At 63.9% G+C, this 25,813-nt stretch carries 23 protein-coding genes; 11 read left to right on the top strand and 12 right to left on the bottom strand.

Annotation, left to right across the window (positions count from 1 at the left end):
* The first annotated feature begins 376 nt into the window (after positions 1-376).
* Genes P0D80_RS18785 through P0D80_RS18775 form a run of 3 tightly spaced genes read left to right on the top strand, consistent with a single transcriptional unit; the run spans position 377 to position 5,180 of the window.
* Entirely contained in the window at positions 377-3,205 is a 2,829-nt protein-coding gene (locus P0D80_RS18785; protein ID WP_408285957.1) for a xanthine dehydrogenase family protein molybdopterin-binding subunit, read from the top strand.
* Complete coding sequence (locus P0D80_RS18780; RefSeq protein WP_408285956.1) at positions 3,202-3,924, top strand: (2Fe-2S)-binding protein; 723 nt, start codon at positions 3,202-3,204, stop codon at positions 3,922-3,924. Before P0D80_RS18785 ends, P0D80_RS18780 begins: the two co-directional genes overlap by 4 nt.
* Positions 3,921-5,180, top strand: a complete 1,260-nt coding sequence (locus P0D80_RS18775; RefSeq protein WP_408285955.1) for a c-type cytochrome — start codon at positions 3,921-3,923, stop codon at positions 5,178-5,180. The genes P0D80_RS18780 and P0D80_RS18775 overlap by 4 nt, the downstream gene beginning before the upstream one ends.
* A 155-nt stretch (positions 5,181-5,335) precedes the next feature.
* On the opposite strand, the gene P0D80_RS18770 is transcribed toward P0D80_RS18775, so the two are convergent.
* Positions 5,336-5,743, bottom strand: coding sequence for an SRPBCC family protein (locus P0D80_RS18770; protein WP_408285953.1), 408 nt, complete (start codon positions 5,741-5,743; stop codon positions 5,336-5,338).
* A 131-nt stretch (positions 5,744-5,874) separates the two neighbouring features.
* On the opposite strand from P0D80_RS18770, the gene P0D80_RS18765 reads away from it, so the two are divergent.
* Positions 5,875-6,291 carry a hypothetical protein gene (locus P0D80_RS18765; protein WP_408178352.1) on the top strand — a complete coding sequence of 139 codons (417 nt, stop codon included), beginning with the start codon at positions 5,875-5,877 and terminating at the stop codon, positions 6,289-6,291.
* A 619-nt stretch (positions 6,292-6,910) separates the two neighbouring features.
* Positions 6,911-7,864, top strand: coding sequence for a peptidoglycan DD-metalloendopeptidase family protein (locus P0D80_RS18760; protein WP_408178351.1), 954 nt, complete (start codon positions 6,911-6,913; stop codon positions 7,862-7,864).
* Positions 7,865-7,874: 10 nt separating this feature from the next.
* Here the strand turns inward: P0D80_RS18760 and P0D80_RS18755 are convergent, their stop codons facing one another.
* A complete protein-coding gene (locus P0D80_RS18755; RefSeq protein WP_408285950.1) occupies positions 7,875-8,693 on the bottom strand; it encodes an alpha/beta fold hydrolase in 819 nt (272 codons plus the stop codon).
* A gap of 493 nt (positions 8,694-9,186) precedes the next feature.
* Positions 9,187-9,585, bottom strand: coding sequence for a hypothetical protein (locus tag P0D80_RS18750; RefSeq protein WP_132383021.1), 399 nt, complete (start codon positions 9,583-9,585; stop codon positions 9,187-9,189).
* 409 nt (positions 9,586-9,994) lie between these two features.
* Here P0D80_RS18750 and P0D80_RS18745 point away from each other — a divergent pair, with 409 nt between their 5' ends.
* The 3 genes from P0D80_RS18745 to P0D80_RS18735 are packed head-to-tail and all read left to right on the top strand — an operon-like array spanning position 9,995 to position 13,976.
* Entirely contained in the window at positions 9,995-10,450 is a 456-nt protein-coding gene (locus P0D80_RS18745) for a (2Fe-2S)-binding protein (protein WP_408252169.1), read from the top strand.
* 1 nt (position 10,451) lies between these two features.
* Entirely contained in the window at positions 10,452-12,683 is a 2,232-nt protein-coding gene (locus P0D80_RS18740; RefSeq protein ID WP_408285949.1) for a xanthine dehydrogenase family protein molybdopterin-binding subunit, read from the top strand.
* A 12-nt stretch (positions 12,684-12,695) separates the two neighbouring features.
* Positions 12,696-13,976 (top strand): cytochrome c, encoded by a 1,281-nt coding sequence (locus P0D80_RS18735; protein WP_408285947.1) that lies wholly within the window; start codon positions 12,696-12,698, stop codon positions 13,974-13,976.
* 79 nt (positions 13,977-14,055) lie between these two features.
* Here the strand turns inward: P0D80_RS18735 and P0D80_RS18730 are convergent, their stop codons facing one another.
* The 7 genes from P0D80_RS18730 to P0D80_RS18700 all read right to left on the bottom strand — a co-directional run bounded on the left by P0D80_RS18730 (position 14,056) and on the right by P0D80_RS18700 (position 20,476).
* A complete protein-coding gene (locus tag P0D80_RS18730; protein ID WP_132383029.1) occupies positions 14,056-14,712 on the bottom strand; it encodes an amino acid ABC transporter permease in 657 nt (218 codons plus the stop codon).
* Between the two features lie 2 nt (positions 14,713-14,714).
* Positions 14,715-15,461 carry an amino acid ABC transporter permease gene (locus tag P0D80_RS18725; protein ID WP_106277825.1) on the bottom strand — a complete coding sequence of 249 codons (747 nt, stop codon included), beginning with the start codon at positions 15,459-15,461 and terminating at the stop codon, positions 14,715-14,717.
* Between the two features lie 67 nt (positions 15,462-15,528).
* Positions 15,529-16,353: a transporter substrate-binding domain-containing protein gene (locus P0D80_RS18720; RefSeq protein WP_408285946.1), complete on the bottom strand. Its 825-nt coding sequence runs from the start codon at positions 16,351-16,353 to the stop codon at positions 15,529-15,531.
* A gap of 75 nt (positions 16,354-16,428) precedes the next feature.
* Positions 16,429-17,502 carry an ABC transporter ATP-binding protein gene (locus P0D80_RS18715; RefSeq protein ID WP_408181914.1) on the bottom strand — a complete coding sequence of 358 codons (1,074 nt, stop codon included), beginning with the start codon at positions 17,500-17,502 and terminating at the stop codon, positions 16,429-16,431.
* A gap of 39 nt (positions 17,503-17,541) precedes the next feature.
* Complete coding sequence (locus P0D80_RS18710) at positions 17,542-18,426, bottom strand: ABC transporter permease (RefSeq protein ID WP_132383035.1); 885 nt, start codon at positions 18,424-18,426, stop codon at positions 17,542-17,544.
* Positions 18,423-19,385, bottom strand: coding sequence for an ABC transporter permease (locus P0D80_RS18705; protein ID WP_408285944.1), 963 nt, complete (start codon positions 19,383-19,385; stop codon positions 18,423-18,425). The genes P0D80_RS18710 and P0D80_RS18705 overlap by 4 nt, the downstream gene beginning before the upstream one ends.
* Positions 19,382-20,476: an ABC transporter substrate-binding protein gene (locus P0D80_RS18700; RefSeq protein WP_132383037.1), complete on the bottom strand. Its 1,095-nt coding sequence runs from the start codon at positions 20,474-20,476 to the stop codon at positions 19,382-19,384. The genes P0D80_RS18705 and P0D80_RS18700 overlap by 4 nt, the downstream gene beginning before the upstream one ends.
* 533 nt (positions 20,477-21,009) lie before the next feature.
* Here P0D80_RS18700 and P0D80_RS18695 point away from each other — a divergent pair.
* Positions 21,010-21,903, top strand: coding sequence for a LysR substrate-binding domain-containing protein (locus P0D80_RS18695; protein WP_132383039.1), 894 nt, complete (start codon positions 21,010-21,012; stop codon positions 21,901-21,903).
* Between the two features lie 66 nt (positions 21,904-21,969).
* Here the strand turns inward: P0D80_RS18695 and P0D80_RS18690 are convergent, their stop codons facing one another.
* The gene (locus tag P0D80_RS18690; protein WP_408285941.1) at positions 21,970-23,052 is read right to left on the bottom strand and encodes a calcium:cation antiporter; all 1,083 of its coding nucleotides are present in this window, start codon (positions 23,050-23,052) and stop codon (positions 21,970-21,972) included.
* Between the two features lie 472 nt (positions 23,053-23,524).
* The gene (locus P0D80_RS18685) at positions 23,525-23,887 is read right to left on the bottom strand and encodes a BON domain-containing protein (protein WP_132383043.1); all 363 of its coding nucleotides are present in this window, start codon (positions 23,885-23,887) and stop codon (positions 23,525-23,527) included.
* Positions 23,888-24,304: 417 nt separating this feature from the next.
* Here P0D80_RS18685 and P0D80_RS18680 point away from each other — a divergent pair, with 417 nt between their 5' ends.
* Both P0D80_RS18680 and P0D80_RS18675 read left to right on the top strand, forming a co-directional pair.
* Positions 24,305-24,946, top strand: a complete 642-nt coding sequence (locus P0D80_RS18680; protein ID WP_408285939.1) for a DNA-3-methyladenine glycosylase — start codon at positions 24,305-24,307, stop codon at positions 24,944-24,946.
* 282 nt (positions 24,947-25,228) lie between these two features.
* On the top strand, positions 25,229-25,573 hold the full coding sequence (locus P0D80_RS18675; protein ID WP_408285937.1) for a DUF4148 domain-containing protein: 345 nt from the start codon (positions 25,229-25,231) through the stop codon (positions 25,571-25,573).
* Positions 25,574-25,813: the final 240 nt, after the last annotated feature.

Here is a 25,813-nt window from a genome sequence, read left to right as displayed (position 1 = left end):
TATAGCGGACCATACGAGATCCGTTATTTGCGAGATAGGGCAAAAAATTTGACGCACCCCGCGGCAAATCAGCGCGATAATCCCGCCCCTTGCCCTCTGTGGGGCGAGGACAAGGCAACTCACGGTAGTTCAAGGTCAATCAGATCGACTGCGGCACGACCGAAGTGACGGTCGTCGCAGGTCGCCGGTACGCCCGGGCGTTAAATAGCGTCCGCGGTTCGAACACCTCCCTCGTGGTGATAGCCGTCCAGCGCAGGTTCGTCGCGTGCCGTCACGCACGCGGCCGCGCGCGCGTGACGGTCCGTGTCTTCCTGACGCCGGGAAGGAAAGGCCTTGATGGCCCGTATTGCCGCCGTATTCACTAAAGGAGAAGTCCATGGGGAAACTCGACCTTTCGCGTCGTAGTTTTCTGAAGGCCAGCGTGTTGGCGGGTGTGTCGGTGTATATCGCGCCGATGGGCAGCCGCGCATTCGCTGCGTTGTTCGAAGAAAAAATCCTGACGCCGGTGCAGTGGGATGCGGCCAACGGTCAGGCAAAGTTCCGCATCGACGGCATTGCCAAGGTAACCGGCTCGAAAGTGTTCGCCCGCGACATCCGCGCCGCCGACATGCCGCACTGGCCGCAGCAGCAGTCGCACGCTTTCATTCTGCGCACGACGCAAGCCGACCGCAGCTACGAAGGCTTCGACCTCACGCTGCTCGGCGACGACCTGAAGCCCGACCGCGTGATCACCGCCGCCGATCTGGCGCGCGATGGCCTGATCTTCCCGGCCTTCTATGGCGACGACATGCTGCTGCCGCCGGGCAAGACGCCCGCGTATCTCGGCCAGGCGGTGGCGATCCTGATCTATCACGACTTCGCGCGCTTCCGCTTCGCGAAAGATAAGCTGAAGTTCCAGGATCAGATCATCCGTTACGGCGCGCAAACCGGCGCGCTCGAACGTGATCCGTGGGGCACGTTCCGCTTCGTGCGCGTCGGCGGCAAGACCCCGTACGACGACGACACCTTCTCCAGTCTGAAAGACGCGCCGGTGTTTCCGAGCATGATGCGCAAGCACCAGGCGGTGTGGCCGGACGGCGGCGAGCACGGCAAGCTCGACGAGCAGGGCATGTTCCACGCCGCGCGGATCCAGCAGGAATTGGATCAGCCGTCGGCGGACTGGCTGGTGATGGAGCGCGAGTACAACACGCAGTCCATCGACACGGCCGCGCTCGAGCCCGACAACGCGAACTGCTGGTACGACGCGGCGACGCAATCGCTTCACATGGTCGTGCCGACCCAGGCGCCGTCCGAGGTCGCCGACAGCGCGGCCGGCATGGTCGCGAAGTGCGCGTTCCCGGTGAAGCACCTGTTCATTTACCCGTGCTACACGGTGGGCTACGGTTCCAAGGATCACTTCAATGTGCCGTTCTACGGCCTCGTCTGCGCGATGTATGCCGATGGCCGTCCCGTGCGCCTCGCCAACGATCGCTACGAGCAGTTCCAGACCTCGTTGAAGCGCCATGCGTTCAAGATGAACTACCGCATCGCCGTCGACAGGAAGTCCGGTTTGCTGCAATCGTTCAAGGCGGAGATGGAAGCGAACGGCGGCGGACGCTGCAACTTCTCGCCGTCGGTGGCGATGGTGGGCGCGACCGCCGCGCAGTCGATCTACTACTTCCCGAAGAACGATCTGTCGGCGGTGGCGCTCGCAACGCGCGCGATCGACGCCGGTTCAGCACGTGGCTACGGCACGCTGCAGAGCATGGCCGCGACCGAGATGATGGTCGATGAAATCGCCGCGCGGCTCGAACTCGATCCGATCGAGTTCCGCCTGAAGAACGCATTGCGTTCCGGCATGAAGAACACGCAAGGCGCGGTACCGGCCGGCGCGATTCGCGTCGACGATGTGTTGAACAAAGCGAAGGTGCATCCGCTGTGGCTGAACCGCGCGAAGCGCAAGGCCGAGTTCGAAGCGGCGCATCCGGGCAAGCGCTACGGCGTCGGTTTCGCGTGCGTGCAGAAGGACTTCGGCACCGGCGCGGAGACTTCGTTCGCGAAGGTCGAGTTCAGCGCCGATGGCAAGATCAGCCTGCAACACACGGCGGCCGAAATCGGCACCGGCATGTCGACCTCGCAGGCCGTCGCGGTGGCGAAGTGGCTCGGCAAGCCGGCCACCGACGTGCATGTCGCCATCACCGACTGGCCCGATCTGCCGGTCGTCACGAGCGGCGATCCGTACATGATGTCGCAAGCCGATCAGGACAAGCTCGCGGCCAATCCGCGCTGGTCGCCGGGCTACGCATCGCCGTCGAGCGCGACGAATTCCGCTTACTACTTCACGCACAGCACGCGTGAAGCGGCGCGCGTGGTGTTCGCGCATGGCCTGTGGCCCGCGGCGATGTCGATCTGGAGCCAGGGCAGCGGCGGCGGTCAGGCCGCGCCGCTGGTGGTGCGTATCGAAGACGCGCGCTGGGTCGACGGCAAGCTCTCCGCGGCCGGCCTCGAAGCGCTGCCGTTCGAGCAGCTCGCGAAGAAGGCGCACGAACTTGGACTCGTGACCGGCGCGACCGTGCACGTGTTCAACCGGTGGCAGTGGACCGAAGCGGACTTCGAGATCGACGGCAGCGTCGAGCGTTGGCCGCTCGACGGGCTCGCTGTGCGCTATGGCGACAACGCGTCGGCCGACAAGCAGAAGATGCAGACCACGGCGAATCGCTACCGCGTGCTGGACCGCCAGCGTGTGTTCATTCCGCCGGTCCAGCGCAACAACGCGGCCGTCACGTACTACAGCGCGGTCGGCACGCTGGTCGAACTGTCGGTGCATGAAGCGAGCGGCAAGGTCGATCTGCTCGCGCATCACTCGATCATGGAGTGCGGCAATCAGATCTCGCCGCAACTCGTGTCCGGCCAGTTGCAGGGCGGTCTGGCGATGGGCATCGGCCACGCGCTGCACGAATATCTGCCGCTCTACGAAGACGGTCCCGGCAACGGCACGTGGAACTTCAATCGTTACCACTTGCCGCGCGCGACGGACGTTGCCGTCTGGACCCAGACCGACGAAGTGCTGCCGCCGCTGACCGAGACCGATCCACCGAAGGGCATCGCCGAAGTGGTGATGATTCCGGTGGTCGGCGCCATCGTGAACGGCATCGCGCATGCGATCGGACATCGCTTTACCGATCTGCCGGTCACCCCGCAACGTATTCAGGAGGTGCTCGCATGACGGCCCCCAATCAAACCAACGCAGCTGTCGCTAGCGGCGCGGTGAGTACTGCCGCTGCAAGTGGCGCTTCCGCTGCATTCGGCGCGGCTCCCGCGAGTGGCGCTTCCACGGCTTCGGTCGGCGTCGCCGCGAGCGCGCCTGCTCCCGCCGTGGTCGAGCGTCCGCTGACGCACTTCCGTTCGATGCCGCTGTCGATCAAGGTCAACGGCGAGATCGTCGGTCCGACCGATGTGCCCGCCGGGCTGATGATGATCGACTACCTGCACGAGTATCTGCACCTGACCGGCTCGCGCCTCGGCTGCGGCCAGGGCATCTGCCACGCGTGCGTGGTGATCGTCGACAAACCGGACGGCACGAGCGAAGAAGTGCGCACCTGCATCACCGGCGCGAATTTTTTCCACGGCAAATCCATTCGCACGATCGAAGGCCACGCGAAGCGCAACGAAGCGGGCGAGGTCGTCGAACTGTCGCCGATCCAGCAGAAGTTTCTCGAGCACTTCAGTTTTCAGTGTGGCTACTGCACGCCGGGCTTCGTCAATGCGGCGACCGTGTTGATCGAACGCCTGAAGCGTGAGCCGGTTGCCAAAGACAAGGTCGAGGCCACGATTACGGAAGCGCTGAACGATCACATCTGCCGCTGTACGGGCTACGTGCGCTATTACGAAGCCGTGAAGGAAGTCGTGCTGACGACGCCTGGCCTCGTAAAGGACGCCGCATGATGAGCCGACCGATCACCTTGCGCCGCGCGCTGCTGCTGCTCGGTACGACGCTCGCGCTGAGCGCTTGCGGCAAGCACGACGACTCCGGCGCGCTGGCCGCGGCCGCCGCATTGGGACCGCAATCCACCGCCGCCGATCCGCTCGCGCGCGGCCGCTACCTCGTCAAGGCCGCCGATTGCGCTGCCTGCCACACCACGGCAGACGGCGCGCCGTTCGCCGGCGGCGTGAAGCTGGCTTCGCCGTTCGGCACCTTCTATGGCACCAACATCACGCCGGATAAGGACCACGGCATCGGCAACTGGAGCGCGGACGATCTGTACAAGGCGTTGCATGACGGCGTCACGCCGGACAAGCAGCTTTATCCGGCGATGCCGTACACGTCGTACCGTCAGTTGTCGCGCGCGGACAGCGATGCGATCTACGCGTACCTGATGGCGCAGAAGCCGGCCGCGGTGGCGAATCACGAGCCCGAGCTGTCGTTCCCGTTCAACATGCGATTCGGCGTGCGTTTCTGGAACTGGGTGTTCCTGAAGGACGCGTTGCCGGATGCATCGACTGGACGCACGGCGGAGTGGAATCGCGGCCGCTATCTGGCGAGCGCGCTCGGCCATTGCGCCGAGTGTCACACGCCGCGCGGCACGTTCGGCCAGCTCGACGGCGCGAAGCCGCTGACCGGCGCGGCACTCGGCCGGATCGCGGCGCCGGATATCACGCCGCACGGTCTCGCGGCGCGCGGCTGGAGTGCGGCCGACCTGCAGACGTTCTTCGCCACCGGCATCGCGCCGCAGGGCTCGGCATTCGGCGAGATGTATCCGGTGGTGCATCTGAGCAGCCAGTACCTGACGCACGACGACTTGCGCGCCATGTCGACCTATCTGCTCGGCGACCAGGCGCCCGCGCCGCAACCGCTGCAGTCGGTTTCCGCGGATGCCGCTCAGCTCGAAGCAGGGCGCAACGTGTATCTCGCCGTGTGTGCGGGCTGTCATGGTCTGAACGGCGAAGGCAAGCCGCATGTCGCCGTGCCGATGCACGGCAACTCGACGCTGCGTCAAAGCGATGCCCACAATCTGATCGTGGCGATGCTCGACGGCATCGGCGCGCAGGATTTTCCGGGCCTCGAACGGATGCAGGATATGCCGGGCTTCGCCACGCAACTCAACGACGCGGAACTCGCGCAGCTCGCCAATTATTTGCGCGCGACGTGGGGCGGCCAGCCTGCAGATGTGACGGCGGATGCGGTGAAAGCGCTGCGCTGAACCGTAGCCGCACTTCTGGCGCTTGATATCAGGCGCCAGGAAGCGTTCAAAGAAACCGGTGCTCTTTCGTTAAGGGCGCCGGTTTTTTTACGCGTGAGGGTCATGCGCAAGCAGCAGCGTGGACAAAAACCGTCAAGGCCGCGCACGCACTTTCGTCAATCGCGCCCTTCGACCAACGCCTTCAGCTTGCCCAAATCCCGTTCGACCCATTGCGCGTCAGCGGCAAATTTCCCGTCCGTCATGCCGGGCACGCGAAACAGTGTGAATTGCACATCGCAGCCGCTGCCGTTCGCGATCACCCGCAGCGGTACGTAGATCTCGCTGCCGTCCGGCAAGAGAACGTAATGGTCGAGCACGCCATACTCGTTCGGCGCGGAAAAGCGCACGGTCGTCGTGCCTTCGCTGCCTTCGAAACGCCATGTCGCACCGTCATGGCCCAAGGGCCGGCCCAATCCTGATGCCCATTCGGGAAATGCCGCCGGCTCCGATGTGAAAGCGTAAACCTCGCGCCAGTCACGCGCGATGTGGACGCTGATGATTTGCGCCTGCGCAGGCTCAGTCATGATGTCTCCTGTGAACGGCGCGCAATGAACTCGCGCGCTGCGGTCTGCTCAAATGGTATCGCGCCGCTGCCGGCTTGCGGCGCGCCTTACGTTTCGCCGTAGGCAAGACAGATTCCTTTCACGGAGACTTCATGAACAATCGCGCGACGCAGATCCTTCCTCATCATAGTTACGTCTATTCGCTGGGCGCGCCGCTGGCCTGTGTGCAAGGCACGATCAGCAAGGTGTTCGCCAGCCCGGAGAATCACAACGGCGCCAATCACCAGCACTTCGTCATCAAGATCGACACGGTCGTGAAGTTCGAAGGCGGTACGGAAAAACTGGTGGGCACCGAGGTCTTCGTCGCCGTGCGTTTCGGCGACAACGAGGGCCTCGCGCACGAGATCCCCAATTTGCAGGCAGGGCAGCCAATCGAAGCGCAAGGCGAATACATCCCCGACGCCAGCGCCTATCCCACCGAAGACAATCGCAATCCCGTTCTGCCGGTGCTGCACTTCACGCATCATCCGATCGGCTACGTGAAGTACCAGGGGCAGTACTACAGCTAGCCTCGTTCCATCGAGCCGGACGGACGCCGGGCCGTCCGCGCGCCGACACGATCCTCCTTGACGCCTACCGCCGCCGCTGGCAATTCAAGTTTTGACGCCATTCTGCCGTTAATGCAAACGTTATCGTGCGCTTGCCTGGGCTTCGGCGTGCGTGCGTCCTGCATGGCTTGCAGATGCGCAGCCTGATCCGCCATCGGCGCATGAAACGCGGTCAGGTAATGACGAACTTGCGGCGGCCACGCGGATGCCTGACGGGCACGCGCCGCCGTACACGTTGCACGCGCAACGATGTCCGCAATACTGTGCGTAAGGTTTGTATCAAAGTATGTGGGTTGGCGCGTTTTTTATAAAACGCACTTTACAATTCCGCTTGAATTTTAATCGGCAGTCTGGCCCTTTTCGCGGACGATGGGCTGTTTTGGCGGGCGGCATGTACGCGTCCCGGGCATCCGGCAGCTTGTGAAGGCGAGGGTTGGGTTGGTCGGCAGGGCATGGGTGAGCGCCGCACGAGGCGGCTTTGCCGTGTCGCAGGGGAAAGCAGCGCGCCGTTCGGGCGCGCGCATCGCACGCGACAAGGCGGCATCCGGCTCGCCAATGAACGAGGCAGGAGTCGAACAAGATGGGAAAGCGCTTCGACAGAACAAAGATGGCCAGTCTCGCTGGCGTATGGGTCGCGCTGGCGGTCAGCGGTTGTGCGAATGTGGGCCAGCAGGACGCGCAGACAGCCGCGGCGGCTGCGTCCAGCGTGCCGGCGGCAAGCGCGCCGGCAGCCGATGCGACGGCGGCCGCGCCGCCCGCGATCACCCCCGAGCAGAGCGCGCTGCTCAAGAAATCGCCGCCACTGGTGTATCGCGTCAAACGTGGCGACACCTTGGCGCGCGTCGCGCAGCATCATCATTGCAGCGTGAAGCAGTTGCAGGCCTGGAATGGATTGAAGGCGTCCTCGCACTTGAAGTCGGGACAGGTCTTGCACGTCGCGTCGCCGGAAACGGTGCGGGCGGTGAACGCGGCTAATGCGGCAGCGAAGGCCGCCGCGGCGTCCACGCCGGCGACTTCGGTTGCGGCGCAGCAAGCGACGGCGCCGAGCACCACGTCGGGTGCGACGCAGTCAACGTCGCAGTCCGCCCAGGCCGTGCAGTCGCCGACGCTTAGTGCCGCTGAAGCACGCGAAGTCGCGCAGCAAACCGCGCGGCACGCGAACGGCGTATCACTAGCCTGGCCGGCGGGCGGGCGCGTGGTCGAAGGATTCCAGCCGGGCGAAACGCGTGGCATCGAAATCGGCGGCAAGCCGGGCGATCCGGTGCGGGCCGCGGCCGACGGCAAGGTGATGTACGCCGGCACGGGCCTGAACAGCTACGGCAGCCTCATCATCGTCCAGCACAACAAGGACTTTCTGACCGCCTACTCGCACAACCGCAAGCTGCTGGTCAAAACCGGCGACATTGTCGTGCAAGGACAGCAGATCGCCGAGATGGGCGACGAAAACAATTCGCGCGTTTCCGTGGGCTTCGAATTGCGCCGCGACGGCAAGCCGATCGATCCCATGCCGTACCTGCCGCACGGACGCGGCTAGGCGCGCGACCTCAATCCAGCCACAGCAGCGCCGCGGCAACGATCGCTTCCGGCGCGTCTTCCTGCATCAGGTGGCCGGCTTTCGGCACCGACTGAAAGCGCGCTTCCGGTATGGCCGCGGCCAGTTGACGGCCGCGCGCCAGTGGAATCCACTGGTCCTCTTCGCCCCACAGAATCTGCACCGGACAGCGTAGCTGCGGGTAGCGCGCCTCGACCTCGTCGGTGTAGCGCTGATCCATTTGCGCGATCTGCCGGTAAAACGCGGCTTGACCCGTTGCGCCGAGCCAGGGCGTCACATAGGGCGCGAGTTCGTCATCCGGAATCTCGCGCGCGATCGCGCCGCGCACGTACGCCTTCACCACCGCCTCGTGGATGTAGGACGGCAGTCCGGCAAACGCGTCACCGTGTTCGCGCACATGCCGCACGAACGGCGAACCCCACGGCGCGACCGCCACCGGATCGATCAGCGTGAGGCTGCGATAGTCGCAGCCGTCGATCAGATGGGCGCGCAATGAAGTCGCGCCGCCGAAATCGTGCGCGATGACATCCGGGCTTTCCAGTTGCCAATGCGCGAGCAATTCCGCCAGCAAACCATTCTGCACGCCGAGCGAGACGTCCTGGCCGTCGCACTGTTCGGATTGTCCATAGCCGAGCAGATCGTAGTAATAGACGGTGCGAGTCTGCGCGAGATGCGGAGCAATGCGGTGCCACACATACGAAGAAAAGGGCGTGCCGTGAACCAGCACCAGCGGCGGGCCATTGCCGCTCACGTTGAAGCGCACGGCTTGATCGCGGAAGGTATAGCTTTCGGGGAGCGGCCAGTTTTGCATAGCGATGAGCGTCGCAAGAAAGTCTGCTTACCTTAGCAGGGCTTTGTGAAGCATGCTGACCGGCTTTTCGTAGCCTGCATCAGGATGCCTCCCGCAGAAGCTCACCTTTGTTTTAGTCAGCAAAGCCAGGCAAATTCAACCTTGACTCGGTCGCGCACTCGTTTCAACGGCAAACGAATCCACCGCACACCACACACTCTTACGAATCGTGCATAAATTGGCCTGAAATAAGGCCTCGTTGCGTTGGCCGCATTCAAAAAGCCTGGTAATCCGTCAACGCCGCCGCCGTGCCGCCGTCATGCAGACGAGTCCCGCTCGATCGAAACGCGCGCTTTTCAATGGTGAGGAAATTCGGGAGCCGAGGCCGCATGAACGCTGCGCGCCGCGCTCGCGACCATGCCGACAGCGAATCGCAAACCACGCGCAAACCACGCGCAAGCAACGCGCGGCCCGAACCCGCACGACGCGAGCACACGAAGCCGCGCGCAACCGGCTACTTCGATTCAATCCCGCGCAACAGCTGCGACACCTGGCCATGCTGATGCAGGATCGCCGGATCGGCCTGCAATAGCGGCAGATAGCGCGGCAGGAAAGCATTGTTCGGCTGGTCGGGCGAGAAGAGCCCGGTCACCGCTTCGGCCGCGGCGGTGCGGTCGGCGGCTTCGGCTTCCTTATCGTCGAGAATTTCGTCGACGTTCGCAATGATCGTCGAGAGCGGCGTGAGCCAGCGGAACCCCGAACCGTTGATGAGCACCTGCAGGAAAGCCGCCGGCGTGACCGGGCCGAATTCCTTTTCGTACACGGCACGCTCGTGATCGAGGATGGCTTTGTGCAGCGCCAATAGCGGTCGGCGAATGTCCGAGAGGAATTGAGTGCATTGCGAGTCGTTCATGTGTGCTGCTCCTTCGGATAGTCAGTCAGACCGGATCCATGCTAACAAAATCGCCCGGCATTGATTCAACAAGATTCACTGATCGTATAAAGGCCGGCCGCTCGAACCGCCGCGCGGATAGTTTCCGCCGATTAAAAACACCTTTCAGCCACGCGATCGGCGCCCGCGAGAATCTTCCAGCCGGCTGGCGGCATGCAGCTTCGAGGCGAACTTTTTAAAGGGCGTCTACAATTCGCCGATCAGTATTGGCGCGTTCGCGCCCATGCATTCACCGCCGTTTTAAACGACTGGAAAGCCGCAGCGCGCATTAGTCCGGCTTGTCGAATAAACGCGGCGAGTCTTTACGTTTTGGTTCGACGTCTCTGCCTAAACAACCTGATAAACAATAAACCCCACTCGGAGCCGCTCAATGACAACGCTGAATATCAATGGCCAGACGCACACCGTCGACGCGCCGCCCGACATGCCCCTCCTGTGGGTCTTACGCGATCTGGTCGGTCTGACCGGCACGAAGTTCGGTTGCGGCATCGCGCAATGCGGAGCCTGCACGGTGCACCTCGATGGCGTGGCGGTACGCTCGTGCGTGTTGCCGGCGGCGGCTGTTGGCGACCGCAAGATCACCACGATCGAAGCGGTGGGCAGCACGCCGGCCGGTCAGAAGGTGCAGCAGGCCTGGCGTCAACTGGACGTGGTGCAATGCGGCTACTGTCAGTCGGGGCAGGTGATGTCGGCGGCTTCGCTGCTGGCGAGCAACCCTAATCCTACCGATGCGGACATCGACGCCGCCATGGCCGGCAATATCTGCCGCTGTGGGACCTATAACCGCATCCGCGCGGCGATCAAGCACGCCGCAAAGGGGGCATGACATGTCCCAGGGATTGCTCGATGCACAGAGCGGCGCGCGTGCCGCACGTGGCTTTTCACGACGCACCTTTCTGAAATTTGGCGTGACGGTAGGCGCGGCGGCAGGCGGTGGCCTGTTGCTCGGCTTCAGCATGCCGGCCGCGAGCCAGGATCAGAAGGCCGGCAAATCGGTGATCGGCGGCGACGGTGTCGAAACACCGCAAAGCGGCGTCTTCGCACCGAACGCCGTTATCCAGATCGATACTGCGGGCAAGGTCACGCTCGTGATTCCGAAGGTCGAGATGGGCCAGGGCGTCTACACGTCGATTCCGATGCTGATCGCCGAAGAACTCGAAGTGCCGCTCGACGCGGTCACTATCGATCACGCGCCGCCGAATGAAAAGCTCTTCATGGACCCGCTGCTCGGCGGCCAGCTCACGGGCGGCTCGACCTCGATCCGCTATGCGTGGGAGCCGATGCGCAAAGCGGGCGCCACCGCGCGCACCATGCTGATCGGCGCGGCCGCGCAGCAATGGCAGGTCGATCCGGCAAGCTGCCATGCGCAGGCTGGGCAGGTGATCCACGAGGCCAGCAAGCGCAGTGTCGGCTATGGTCAACTGGTGACCGTGGCCGCCGGTCTGCCTGCGCCGCAAGACGTCAAGCTGAAGGACCCGAAGGACTTCAAGCTGATCGGCACGGCGGTCAAGCGCCTCGATTCACCGGAGAAAGTGGACGGCACCGCGATGTTCGGCCTCGATGTACGCGTGCCCGACATGGTCTACGCGGCGATTGCGAACTGCCCGGTGTTCGGCGGCACGCTCGCCAGCGTCGACGACACCAATGCGAAAAAAATCCCCGGCGTGCGCCAGGTCATCAAGATCGACAACGCGGTCGCGGTGATCGGCGACCACACGTGGGCCGCCAAGCGCGGCGTGCAGGCGCTCGTCATCAAGTGGAACGAGGGTGCGGGCGCGAATCTGTCGATGAAGCAGATCGTCGACGATCTCGCCAACGCCTCGCAACGCAACGGCGCGGTGGCGCGCAAGGACGGCGACGTCGGCAATGCTTTCTCCAGTGCGAAGACGCGCGTCGACGCCGTGTATCAGCAGCCGTTCCTCGCGCACGCCACCATGGAGCCGATCAACTGCACGGTGCACGTGCGCCCCGACGGTTGCGATGTCTGGCTCGGCTCGCAGGTGCCGACGCGCGTGGTGGATGCCGCCGCGGCGGTCACGGGCTTGCCCGCCGACAAGATCGTCGTGCACAACCATCTGATCGGCGGCGGCTTTGGGCGGCGGCTCGAGTTCGACATGGTCACGCAAGCCGTGAAGGTCGCCAAACAGGTGTCGACGCCGGTGAAGGTGGTCTGGACGCGCGAAGAAGACATTCAGCACGACATGTACCGCCCGTATTACTACGACAAGATTTCGGCCGGGCTCGACGCGAACGGCAAACCGGTCGCGTGGCAGCATCGGATCGTCGGTTCGTCGATATTGGCGCGTTTTGCACCGCCCGCCTTCAAGAACGGTATCGATCCGGATGCGGTCGAAGTCGCTTCGGATTTACCGTACGACTTGCCCAACCAGTTGATCGACTACGTTCGCGAGGAGCCGCACGCGGTGCCCACCGCATTCTGGCGCGGCGTGGGACCGACGCGCGGCACCTTCGTGGTGGAGAGTTTCATCGACGAACTCGCGGCGCAGGCCAAAGTCGATCCCGTCAAATACCGTCAGGATCTGCTCGGTAAGACACCGCGCGCGCTGAACGTGCTCAACGTCGCCACGCAGGCGGCGAACTGGGGCAGCGCGCTGCCGAAGGGACAGGGGCGCGGCGTGTCGGTCATGCATGCGTTCGGCAGCTTCTTTGCGATCGTCGTCGACGTCGCGGTGGATCAGGGCGAGGTGGCGGTCAAGCACGTGGTGTGCGCGGTCGATTGCGGCATGGTGGTCAATCCGAACACGATCGAAGCGCAGGTGCAGGGCGGCATCATCTTCGGCATCACGGCGGCGCTCTACAGCGAGATCACGATCAAGGACGGCCGCGTCGAGCAGAACAACTTCACCGACTACCGGATGCTGCGCATCGATCAGACGCCGCCGATCGAGGTGCATATCGTGAAGAGCAGCGAGGCGCCCGGCGGTATCGGCGAACCCGGCACGGCGGCGCTTGCGCCCGCGCTGACCAACGCGATTTTTGCGGCCACCGGCAAGCGGCTGCGGCAATTGCCGGTTGGCAGCCAACTGCAAACCGCCTGATCGGAGCCCGACATGAAAAACACTCTGAAGGGTTTCGGTGCGGCGTTGTGCGTTACGCTGCCGTTCCTCGCGCAGACGCCGGCGCTGGCAGCGGATCAGGCGTTGGTCCAACGCGGCGCTTATCTGGCGAAGGTCGGCGACTGCGTCGCCTGTCACACGGCACCGAAGGGCAAGCCGTTCGCGGGCGGCCTGCCGATGACCACGCCGATGGGCCAGATCTACACCACCAACATCACGCCCGACCAGCAGACCGGCATCGGCGGCTATACAGAAGAGGACTTCGCGCGGGCGATGCGCGAAGGCGTCGCCAAAGACGGCCACAACCTCTATCCGGCGATGCCGTATCCGTCGTACGCCAAGGTCAACGACGACGACATGAAAGCGCTGTACGCGTATTTCATGAGCGGCGTGGCGCCGGTGCAGCAGGCGAATCGCGAGCCCGACATCAAGTGGCCGATGAACATGCGCTGGCCGTTGAAGTTCTGGAACATGGTCTTCCTGGAGAAAGGCGTCTATCAGGACAAGCCGGGCAAGGACGTGGCCTGGAATCGCGGCGCGTATCTGATTCAGGGGCTCGGGCACTGCGGTTCGTGCCACACGCCGCGCGGCATCGCGTTCCAGGAGAAGGCGCTCGATGAAAGCGGCAGCGCGTTCCTCACCGGCGGCCTGCTCGACGGCTGGTTCGCGGCGAACCTCACCGGCGAGCAGAACGTCGGTCTCGGCCGCTGGAACGATCAGGACCTGCAGGCGTTTCTGAAGACCGGCGCGAATCGCCATGCCTCGGCGTTCGGTTCGATGACCAGCGTGATCAACAACAGCACGCAGGGCATGAACGATACGGACATCGCCGCCATGTCGACGTATCTGAAGTCGCTGCCGCCGGCGGGCGGCAGCGGTGCGCCGCCTTATAAGTACGACCCGCAGGCGACGAAGGTGTCGCTGAACCGTCCCGCGAACGATGCCGGCGCGCGGGTCTATACGGCGTATTGCATGCACTGCCACGGTGTCGACGGACGCGGCTTCGCACCGATGCTGGCGCCCTTGTCCGGCAATCCGAACGTGCTGGAGAAGGATCCGTCGTCGCTGATCAACGTGACGCTGAACGGCACCGAGGACCTGGTGATTGGCGGCATTCCCGCGCCGTATCCGATGCCGAAGTACGCGCCGGTGCTCAACGACCAGCAGATCGCCGATGTGCTGACCTTCGTGCGAGCCGGGTGGAACAACGGCGCGCCGGCGGTGACTGCGGACGACGTGGCGAAGTTGCGCAAGTCGACACACGCGGCTCGCTAGTCCTCTCACGGCAGTAATAAAAAAGCGGCAACCGTTCTGCACGGTTGCCGCTTTATTTATTCACACGCTGCAGCCAATTTCAACGATGCTGGCCCACCTTCTGTCGTTTCTCCAACACCCGCGCGTACCACGTCAGCGGGAAGCACATCGCGAAGTAGATCATTGCGACCATGCCGTAGATCGGGAACGGGCGGAACGCGGCGTTGGTGATCATGGTGCCGGTCTTGGTCAATTCGGTGAAGCCGATGATCGACGCGAGCGCCGTGCTTTTCACCACTTGCACGAGAAAGCCGACCGTCGGCGCCACCGCGATTTTCCGCGCCTGCGGCCACACGATATAGCGCAACTGCTGGGCGAACGTCATACCGAGACTCGCACCCGCGGCCCACTGACCACGCGGCACGGCTTCCACACAGCCGCGCCAGATATCGACCAGATAGGCGCTCGTATAAAGCGTCAAAGTGACGGTGGCCGCGACCCACGGCGACACGTCGACACCGAGCAGCGGCAAGCCGAAAAACGCCAGAAAGAGCTGCATCAGGAGCGGCGTGCCCTGAAACACTTCCACATACACCACGACGATGCGCCGCAGCCAGGCGATCGGCGACACGCGCATCGCGAGCAGAATCAGGCCGACAATACCGCCGCCTACAAACGCGATCAACGACAGCAGCACCGTCCAGCGGGCGGCGAGCAACAGATTGCGGGCAATGTCCCACAGCGTGAATTCGACCATGATCAACGCTCCGTGGGCAGGGTGCGGGCGCCACGCCACATCAGGCGGTTGCGCCAGTTACGCGGCGCGCTCTCGTTGCCGCGCGCCGCACGGCCCGCGAACAGACCACGACCGAGCCGGTTGAGGATTTGCCGCAGCACGATCGACAGCACCAGATACGTCGCGGTGATGATCAGGTAGCTCTCGAACGAGCGGAAGTTGCGCGACTGGATGAAGTTGGCCGCGTACGTGAGATCGGGCACGGAGATCTGCGAGACCACCGCCGAGCCGAGCATCACGATCAGCACCTGGCTCAGCAGCGCGGGAAACACGTTGGCGATGGCCTGCGGCAGCACGATGAAGCGAAACACTTGTCGCCCATGCAGACCGAGAGCCTGCGCCGCCTGCACCTGGCCGCGTGAAATCGAGTCGATGCCGGCGCGCACGATCTCGATGGCGTAAGCGCCGAGATTGACGGTCATGGCGAGAATCGCGGCCTGCACTTCATCGATATGAATGCCGAGACTCGGCAAACCGAAGAACACGAAGAACAACTGCACGATGAACGGCGTGTTGCGGATCAATTCCACGTAACTCGCCACCACCCAGCGCGCCCATTTCGGCCCGGCCACCGCCACGCTCGCACCGGCAATGCCGACGATCCCGCCGAGCACGGTGGAGACGGCTGTCAGTCCCAAGGTCACGGCGACGCCGCGCGCGAGCATCCCCGCATAGAGGCCGAAGCCGCTGAAATCGAACGCATAGGTCATGGCGTGGCGCTCATCGTGAGGTCAAACTCCGGCGCGGACCACGCTTCGTGGTCCGCGCAAAAAAGGTTCAGAGGTCGGCCGGCAGCGGCGCACGCAGCCACTTCTGCGAAATCGCGTTCATGGTGCCGTCCTTGCGGGCCTTGGCAATCGTTTCGTCGACCTTCTGCTTCAGACGCGGCTCGTTCTTGTTCAAACCGACGTGATCCGGCGAGCTGAACAGCGAGAACTTCTGCTCGGGATCGTTGGCGGGATGACGCGCGAGAATCGTGGCGCCGACGTCGTTGCCGACTACCATCAACTGTACCTGACCAGAAAGAAACGCCGAAATTGCGCCGTTAGGATCGTCGAAGCGTTTGATGTTCGCCGTGGGCGGCGCGATCTTGGTCACGCTCAGGTCTTCCAGCGTGCCGCGCGCAACCGAAATCGACTTGCCGGCGAGGTCGGCGGCGTTCTTCACAGGCAGGGCTTTCGGGCCGAACACGGCGAGGTAGTACGGCGCGTACGGTTGCGAGAAGTCGATCACTTTTTCGCGCTCCGGCGTCTGGCCGACCGACAGCAGCATGTCCGCCTTGTGGTCGGCGAGGTAGGCCATGCGGTTGTCGCCCGTCACCTGCACGAGTTCGACCTTGGCGTTGAGCGCCTTGCCGATCAGGTTGGCGACGTCGATGTCGTAGCCCATCGGCTTCATGTCCGGGCCGATCGAGCCGAACGGCGGGTAGTCCTCGAACACGCCGATGCGCACCGTACCCGACTTGGCGATGTTGTCGAGCGCGTCCGCATGCGCGGCCGACGGCAACGCGCACAGTGCGCCGAGGGCGGTGAAGGCGAGCGTCGCGGCGAGCGTGGCGAACACGCGGCGGGTGCGGGTTGGGGCAGCGGGGCGGTGGTTCATGATCTTTCCTCTGTCGAAAATGTCGGTATTGGAATGGGTTTGAGTGGCGTGCGATTCAGTGGGAGTCAGTGCGCTTCAATGCCCGACTCGCGCGGCGATCAGTTTGCACGCATGAGGCGGCAATTCCGCGAGCACCGGCATGCCGAGCGTAAGCCCCGGCGTTTCGCGCGGCGTGGTGGCGGCGGTCAAGATGAAGCCGGCGCAGTCGATGGTCGCTTCGAGCGACGCGCCCACGTCGCGGATAAACGTCACGGTGCCTTGCAGCCGGTTCGGACCCGCGGCGTCGGACGCGGCTTTCACGCACACGTCTTCCGGGCGGATCAGCAGGCGGATATCGCTGCTGGACTCCGGCACGCGCGCCGGTTGCACCACGCTGATGCGCCGGCCGCCCGGCAGGCTCACACCGCCCGCGCCGTCGTAGGTGACCGGCAGGATATTGCCGAGACCGATGAAGTCTGCGACGAACTCGCTGACCGGATCGCGATAGATATCGAGCGGCTTGCCGACCTGTGCGATGCGGCCTTTCTCCATCACGACGATCTCGTCGGCCATCGTCATTGCTTCGCGCTGGTCGTGCGTGACCATGATCGTCGTGATGCCGAGACGCTGTTGCAGCAGGCGGATCTCCACCTGCATGGCTTCACGCAGCTTGGCGTCGAGCGCGGAGAGCGGTTCGTCGAGCAACAGCAGTTTCGGCTGCGAGGCGATCGCGCGCGCAATCGCCACGCGCTGGCGCTGGCCGCCGGAGAGTTGCGTGACCGGCCGGTTCGCCATGTGCGGCAACTGGATCAGTTCCAGCAACTCGGCCACTCGGCGCGTCTGCTGGTCCTTCGCGGTCTTGCGCAGCTTCAGCGGATACGCGATGTTCTGCGCGACCGTCATGTGCGGAAACAGTGCGAGCGACTGGAACACCATGCCGAAGTCGCGCTGGTTCGCCGGCAGTCGCGTGATGTCGCGCCCGGCGAAATGGATGCTGCCCGAGGTCGGCGTTTCCAGGCCGGCGATCATCCGCAGCAGGGTGGTCTTGCCGCAGCCGGACGGGCCGAGGAAGCACACCAGCTTGCCGTCGGGCACGCTCAGATCGACGCTGTCGACGGCATGGGCCGCGCCGAAGCGCCGGGTCACGGCCTGCAACGTTAAATGGGTCATCGGATGCTCCAGCAAGAAGAGGGCGTCATGAGAGCGCGATCACAAAGCGACGCCTTCGTCGCCGATCAGCTTTTCGAGCAGCCAGATCAGCGCGAAGTCGATCGCGACGATGAACACGGCGAAACAGAACACGGTCGGATCGAGCGACGACACCGTGCGGCTGTAGAGCCACACCGGCAGCGTCATCGTATCGATGCCGTACAGGAAGAACGTGACCGTGAATTCGTTGAACGAGATGATGAACGCGAACAGCATGCCGGCGAGAATGCCGGGGCGCATCAGCGGCAGGATCACGTCGACGAGCGCGCGGCTGGGACTCGCGCCCATCACGCAGGCAGCCTCTTCGAACTCCGGACCAATCGAGGCGACCGACGCCGCGCAATTTTTCACGGTGAACGGCAGCGCCAGAATCACGTGCGCGATGATCAGGCGGAACACGCCGAGTTCGACCGGCAGCACGTTGAACACCAACAGCAGCGACAGGCCGAGCATCACGAGCGGATAGACGAGCGGCAACGCGACCAGTTGTTCGACCGCGGGCTTGCCGCGAAAGCGGTAGCGGCTCAACGCGTAGGCGGCGGGCACCGAGACGAGCGTGGCGATCACCATGGTCGATAGCGCGACGATCAGGCTCGTGCGCAATGCGCCGCCCATCGACAGCGTGTCGCTCGCGTCCGGCGACACGAAGCTGTGCCACGCGGCGCGATACCAGTGCAAGCCGTAGGCATGCGGCGGGAATTCGAGCGTGTCGGCCGCGCTGAACGACATCGTGATCATCGTGAGGATCGGCAGCGCGGCGAGGAACAGAACGATAGCCGCGAGCAGGGCGGTGGCCTTGCCGAGCTGGCCGGGCATGACAGCCGGCAAGCGTGGTGCACGCGGTTGCAAGCGCGGCGGCGGCGCGGTTTGAATGGGCGTGCTCATGCGTGAGGCTCCTCGGCGAGACGCTGCGTACGGCGCACGAGGCGCTGCGACAGCGCCATCACCGTCAACGTGGCGACCATCAAAACGACACCCGACGCGGAGGCCGCCGGCCAGTTCAGCAAGGGCGCGACCTGATCGTGGACTAGCACGGCGAGCATCGGCACGCGTCGTCCGCCGAGCAGCAGCGGCACGGCGAACGCGCTCGCGTTATAGGCGAATACGAGCAGCGCGCCGGACACGAGACCGGGCATGGCGAGCGGCAACAGCACGTGACGCAGCGTTTGCCAGCGCGTCGCGCCGAGCGTGGCGGCGGCTTCTTCGTAGGAACTCGAGACCGCGCGCATCGCGCTCGAGAGCGGCAGCACGGCGAGCGGAAACGCCGTCTGGATCAAGCCGAGCAGCACGCCGTTTTCGCGGTAAAGCCACATCAACGGACGTTGCACGAGGCCGCTGCCGAGCAGCGCGTGATTGAGCAGGCCGGCCGGCCCGAGAATGATCAGCCAGCCATAGCCTTGCAGCAGCAGATTGACGAGCAGCGGCAGCAGTACGCCCGCGAGCAGAAGCCGCCGTGCGAGCCGCGACTTCGTGCGCGCCATCGCCAGTGCGACCGGAATCGCCAGCAGCACTGCGCAGATCATGCTTTGGAACGCGAGCTTCAACGTGAGCCACAACGACTTCATGAAGTAGCCGTCGAGCAGGTCCGTGTAGTTTTGCAGCGTGAAGCCGCGCCACTCGTTGCCCTGCGTGCCGAAACTCATGCGCAGCACGACCAGCGCCGCCGCGCCGAGGATGGCGAGAAACAGCAGGATCGGCGCGAGCAGTAGCCACGGCCGCGCCTTTGCCATCGCGTTGGCGGCAGGCGTGTCCGGTCCGAGACTGGACGCGCCCGCCGCGGCGTCCGAGGCCGGATCGGACGCCGGTGAAGCACGCCGCGAAAAGCGCGCGAGCATCGCGGTCATGCCGAGAAGATTTCGGTGTAACGCTTGATCCACGCCGGCTGCACCACGGCGAGCGCCTTGTCGTCATGCAGCACGGCTTTCTCGGCGATCTGCTGCGGACTCGGCACGAACGCGCGGCTCTCGGCGGGAATCACCGCTTTCGAATTGACCGGGCCGTTCAGCACGTCGGCGGCCATGCGGCCTTGCACGCCCGCGTCGAGCGAATGGTTGATGAAGGCGTGGATCAGATCGCTGTCGCCCGGATGCGCCTTGGGGATCACGGTGAACATCAGCTGCGTGGCGAAGCCTTCCTTCATGCCGTAGGTCACGCCCATCTTGTACTCGGGCTTGCGGATCTGGTTGGGGAAGAACGCTGGCGAATAGATGCCGCCGATATCGAGCGACCCGGTGCGGAACAGATCGGCCACCTGGTTCGGGTTCTCGCCGAGCGTCATCACGCGATCTTTCAACAGCATCAGTTTCTTGAAACCCGGCTCGATGTTCTGCTGCGAACCGCCGTTCATCTTCGCGGCGATGATCGCCAGGTCCACCGCTTCGGCCCACTCGGGCGGCGGCAGGAACAGGCGGCCGGCGTATTTGGGATCCCACAATGCTTCGTACGATGCCGGCGCGGTCTTGACTGTCGACGTGTTGTAGATCAACCCGTCCGACCACAGCAGGTAGCCGACGCCGAAGCCGTTCGCGCCCGTGCGGTACTGCGCCGCGACGTCTTTCAGGTTCGGCAGCTTGTCCAGATCGGGCTTCATCAGCAGACCGGCGTCGCCGAGACCGGCTGCGCCGACGCCGGCCAAGGTGATGACGTCGTAGGTGGGACGATCGCCCGCGGCCTTGACCTTCGCGACCATGCCGGAGGTGCCGTCGGCGCGGTCGGCGATCACTTTGGCGCCGGTTTTCGCCGTGAACGTGGCGGCGATATTGCGCAGAGCGGCGGCGCCCGTGTCGTCCGACCACGTCAAGAGACGCAGCGTCTTGCCGCTGAAGTTGTGTTCCTGCGCGCGCAGATTGATGAACGGCATCGGCAAGGTGGATGCCGCGAGAGCCGCGCCGATCGACTTGATGGCCTGCCTTCTACCCCGTTTGATCTCTTCCATGGCGGTCTCCTGTGTTGAACGCCTGTTGCCTGGTGATATCGCTGTGACCGCCGCCGCTGCATCGCTCGTTTGCGTTGCTTGCCTGCGCTGCGTGTGGATGCACTCTAGGTTTGCCAAAATCCCTCAACAAACGAAATATGCGCATGGAGGGCATGACGTAAGCTCATGCGAAGGCCGTCGCGCGACTGGGGCGGCGCACGCCCGTCAGAGGGCGGGAGCGCCGAGGCAGTAGCGCATGCGGGTTAACGTCCATGTTTCGTCGACGATTCGCGCCCTCGTGGAGGTATGAGGAAAGCTCGGTTCTGGTGCGGTTGCGGACGTGTTTTGCCCTGTGCCGGTGCATGCTGGCCTGGTTAACGGCAAGTTGTGGCATCGGCATGAGCCGAATGCATGACCGTCGTGTTCACCGCTGCTCGTGCGGCAATTTGTGATCGCGTATCCTGTAGGCCCGCGAGAGGCATTCTGGCGGCAGGCGACGACCCGCGCCGCCACGCCCACGCAATGATTTTTCCTGATCGTACTGGACACCCACGATGCGCCGCCTACCGCCGCTCAACGCGCTGCAGATTTTCGAAACCGTGGCGCGGCATCGCAGTTTCACGCGCGCCGCCGACCATCTATGCCTGACGCAGGGCGCGGTCAGCCGGCAAATCATCGCGCTCGAGGACTACTACAAGTTTCCGCTCTTCAAGCGCCACGCGAAAGGCCTGACGCTCACCGCCGAAGGGGAATTGTTGCTGCCGGCCGTGAAGGAGAGCTTCGCGCGCATCGAGGAAATTTCGCTGCGCCTTACCCGGCAGCGCACCGATCTCGCGCTGAAAGTGCCGACCTGTGTGATGCGCTGGATGCTGCCGAAGATCATGCGCTTCCAGGCCGAGTATCCCGAACTGCACGTGCAGATCACGACCACGTGGCAGCACGACGTCGATTTCCAGCTCGAACCGTTCGACGCCGCAATCATTTACGGCTCGTCGCCGGGGGCGGACGTGCAGGCGGTGCCGTTGTTCGAGGAGCGTCTGACGCCCGTGTGCGCGCCCGATCTGCTGAAAGACAAGCCGCTTGCCGAGGTGGCTGATCTCGCGCGTCACACGCTGCTGCATCCCACGCGCGATCATCGCGACTGGAAGATGTGGCTTGCCAAGGTAACCGAGATCGATGCCGCGCACGCCGCGGCGATCGACGCCGAGCACGGCCCGAGCTTCGACACGCTCGATATGGCGACCAACGCCGCGTTACAGGGGTTCGGTGTCGCGATCAGCGATCTTGCGCTGATCGACGAGGACGTCGCGGCCAAGCGTCTCGTGCGGCCGTTCGATACGGTGCTCAAGACCGGCTGGCGTTACTACTTCGTCTACCCGGACTCGGTCGCGCATCAGCAGAAGCTGAATCTGTTCCGCGACTGGATCGCGGCGCACTGGGAAGAGTAGTCCGGTTGTCGTGGCGGCGTGGGTCAGCCGACCCGACGCCGCTCTTTCAGGCTCTGGCGCCCAAGGTCAAGGCGCGAACGACAGAAACAGATACGCCGCGAACAGCGACAGATGCACGGCGCCTTGCAGAATCGTCGTGCGGCCTGAGCTGAGCGTGAGCGTGCCGACTATCAGCGTGAGGACGAGCAGCACGGTTTCCTTGCCGTCGATGCCGAGCACCAGCGGCTGGCCGGTGTACAGAAAGACGCAGGCGACGGTCGGAATCGTCAGGCCGATACTGGCCAGCGCCGAGCCGAGTGCGAGATTCAGGCTGTTCTGCAAACGGTCGGCGCGCGCCGCGCGCACCGCGGCCAGCCCTTCAGGCAGCAACACGAGCGCGGCAATCACAATGCCGACCACGGCGGCCGGCGCGCCCGCATTCTTGACCGCGGTTTCGACCACCGGCGAGAGCACCTTTGCAAGCAATACCACCGCGACGAGGCACACCAGCAGCAAGCCGCCGGCCGCCATCGCCTGGCCGGCGCTCGGCGGCGCGGCATGGACGTCCTCGTCCGGCGTGCCGGCCAGAAAGTAATCGCGATGGCGCACGGTTTGCACGAACACGAACACGCCATACAGCACGAGGGACGACACCCCGGCAAACGCCAGTTGCGATGACGACAGGACCGGGCCGACGTTCGTGGTGGTGTAGTTCGGCATGACCAGCGTCAGCACGGACAGCGACGCGAGCACGGCCAGCGCCGCAGCGGCGCCACGGCTTTGAAAATCCTGCTCGCGATGGCGGATACCGCCCACCAGCAGGCAAATGCCGACAATGCCGTTGCAGACGATCATCACCGCGGCGAATACCGTGTCGCGCGCGAGACCGGCCTTTTCCGGACCGGACGTGAGCATGACCGAGACGATCAGCGCGACTTCGATCACAGTGACGGCCACCGCCAGCACCAGCGTGCCGAACGGTTCGCCGACCCGATGCGCGACCACTTCCGCATGGTGCACCGCCGTGAAGACCGCGGCACACAACGCCACGCCGACCAGCACGAGCAGCAGGCCGCTGTCCGGCATGGCATACGCGATACCGACCACGATCCACGCGACGAATGGCACGGCAATGGTCCAGCGGGGCAGAACGGTCGCAGGCGTGGTCATTGGGCTTCCTTTTAATGCTTGTATTGAGTGGCCCGGCGGGGCGCGAACGGCTTCCGCCTTGGCTTGAAGCGAGCGCATATGTTCATGCAACTTCTAAACAACACGCCCTAACACATTAAATTATAAAGGATAATTGTTCGTGATCGTGGCTTTGTCCATGCTCAGGGACACACGACGATGGCGTGCGTCCGGCATGCTGTAGCGCAAACGGCGACTGCTGGAGAAAGGGATCGGGTCACGCAGAATTGCGCGGATAACGCGTGGCGGACGTGGCTGGTGTGTGACGAATGCGCGGTGGCTACGGCGACCGGTAGGCATTGAGGTTCCGTCGGCTAAACGCGGGATGTCGGGCGAACCCCGGTGTGTCGAGGATACTACGGGTGCCGCGTGCGGCGAAACCGCTCCGGTGGTGCCAACGCCCCTGTGACAGGGCATTGGCGTCCGGCTATGTGATTACAGCAGGTTCACTCGATTACTGGCCGACCGGACGAATCGTCAGGGCGTTCTTGACCGACGTCACGCCGGCCACGCCTTGCGCCGCCTGAGTGGCCAGGTCGACTTGCTGCTGCTCGGGCACGGAGCCAGCCAGCGTCACTGCGCCGCCGCGTGCACGCACGGTGATGTTCGCCACGCTCAGGCCTTTGGTCTTCGACAGTGCAGTGCGGACCTTGCGTCCCAGGGCGCGATTGGCCGCCTTGGTCTGCTTGGCCGTCGGTTGCGCCGACTCCGATGCCGCGGCCGGAGCTGCGGCGTCGCTGGTTTGCGCATACGCATTGAGGGACGCGAGAACGATCAGCGCGCTGCCGATCATCTTGATTGCCGGGAATGCTTTCATTCAACTCTCTCCTATTGTCATGGGTACAACCGCCCCCGAATGAGGCAGTGCGCTACACCAGCAGGTACATCGGGATCAAAACTGAATGGAACGGTGCTGCGGATCGTGCGAATGCTTTCAAACTGTATGCTGATTCGGGCGGGCCGAAACACACGCGAGCCGGCAAAGGCTGTGCTGCAGGCCGGAAACACACGATACTCCAATTAGTGCCATGGTGATGGCAGCGCAGCACGGAAGTGAGGTTTTGGTACAACGAATGGGCCGATGAAAACTGACCGATGGCGCTCAACCGCTGGAACCAGAGCGTTGGCTCGCGCCGTTGGCGGCTCGCGACGGCGCGGTTGCACGCATCCCATCCCATACCGTTTGCATAGCTTTTGGTCCCACACCATGCGCTTTAAGAATAAGGTCTAACGCATGCGGAAACATCAACTTCCCATCCTGCCATTGCTTCGTGACGAATTACCGCTCGATACCGTCGAACTCGCGCGCTTCATGATCGGCAAATACCTCGTGCACGATCTGCCCGAAGGGCGCATGAGCGGACGCATCGTCGAGACCGAGGCGTATCCGCTCGGCGATTCGACCAGTCATGCGTTCATGGGCCGACGTCCGCATAACGGTTCGATGTTTCTCGCGCCGGGTCACGCGTATGTGCGGCTCACCTATGGGCTGTCGTACATGCTCAACATGTCCGCCGAAGCCGAGGAGGTCGGCGCCGGTATTCTGTTGCGTGCAATCGAGCCGCTCGAAGGCCTGCCGCTCATGGAAGCGCGGCGGCCCGGCGTGCCGTTGCGCGATCTTGCGCGCGGACCCGGCCGGCTCACGACGGCGCTCGGCATCGGCCCGGCGTTCGACGGCTGGGATCTGTGCTCGGGCCGCAGCTTGTGGATCGGCGTCATGGAGCGGGGCGAACTACCGGTGGGAGTGACGACGCGCATTGGCTTGTCGCGCGAAATGCATCGGCCGCTCAGGTTTTTCGAACCCGGCAGCGCCTTTGTCAGCGGGCCGCGCAAGCTCCTGCTGACGCCCCAATCCGGTGCGCCGAAGAGGGCGTAAATTTGCCCGGCGATCACGCGTATGCCGGCAGAACACGCTCAGATCAGATGCATTTTTGAAACTTCAGACACAAAGGGTTACGATCCCGACAATTATTACGCCAAACATGCTATTTGGATTGAGGTCTGCGGTAAATTTCGACCCATTCTTGCGATTGCGACAATTATGTATCTCGAAATCTAGGGTTTTCCCTTGGCGATCTGGTGACTAGACTGAAATCACTCGCTTCTCACATGGTGTGGCAAGCGTCGCAAATAAAACCAGGTCTGGAGGTAAATCATCATGAAATCGCTCATCAAGGCAGTCGCCATTGCAGCCGTGCTCGCCGCTCCGATCGCTTCGTTCGCTCAGTCGAGCCAACAGCCCATCACCCGCGCGGAAGTTCGCGCCGATCTGATCCGGGTCGAACAAGCCGGCTACAACCCGGGTGCGTCGAACGACTCGACCTATCCGGCCGACATTCAGGCTGCCGAACAGCGCGTACAGGCGCAGAACCCAGCCGTCGCGCAGACCCAGGAGCCGGTCGCCGATACCAGCGGTTACGGTGGTGCGACAAGTGGTTCGTCGCAAGCGGGCGGCGTGGTTCAGCCGATGTCGGGCCCGAAGTCGGTGTACTTCGGTAACTAAGCCAGCGAGGGAGCCGCTTGCGGGCCTGGATTCAAGCCGTAGTGGCAGAGGCCCTTGCATAACGTCGATCGAGGCGAAAGCGCGCGCATCAACCGGGCGGCGTTTCGCCTCGAACGAGATGCAGTAGTCTGTCAGCAAGCAGTGTGAAGTCGGTATCGACATGCGCGCCGCCTTGTCGGCGCGCCCGCGTGCGATGGGGGAATTGTTTAGAGCGCGACGCGGCCGCAGCGCCGCGCGCGC

The organism is Paraburkholderia sp. RL17-373-BIF-A, from assembly GCF_046030175.1.
Lineage (GTDB): Bacteria > Pseudomonadota > Gammaproteobacteria > Burkholderiales > Burkholderiaceae > Paraburkholderia.
The sequence above is the reverse complement of the archived record's forward strand: the minus strand, read 5'-3'. Positions and strand labels throughout refer to the sequence as shown.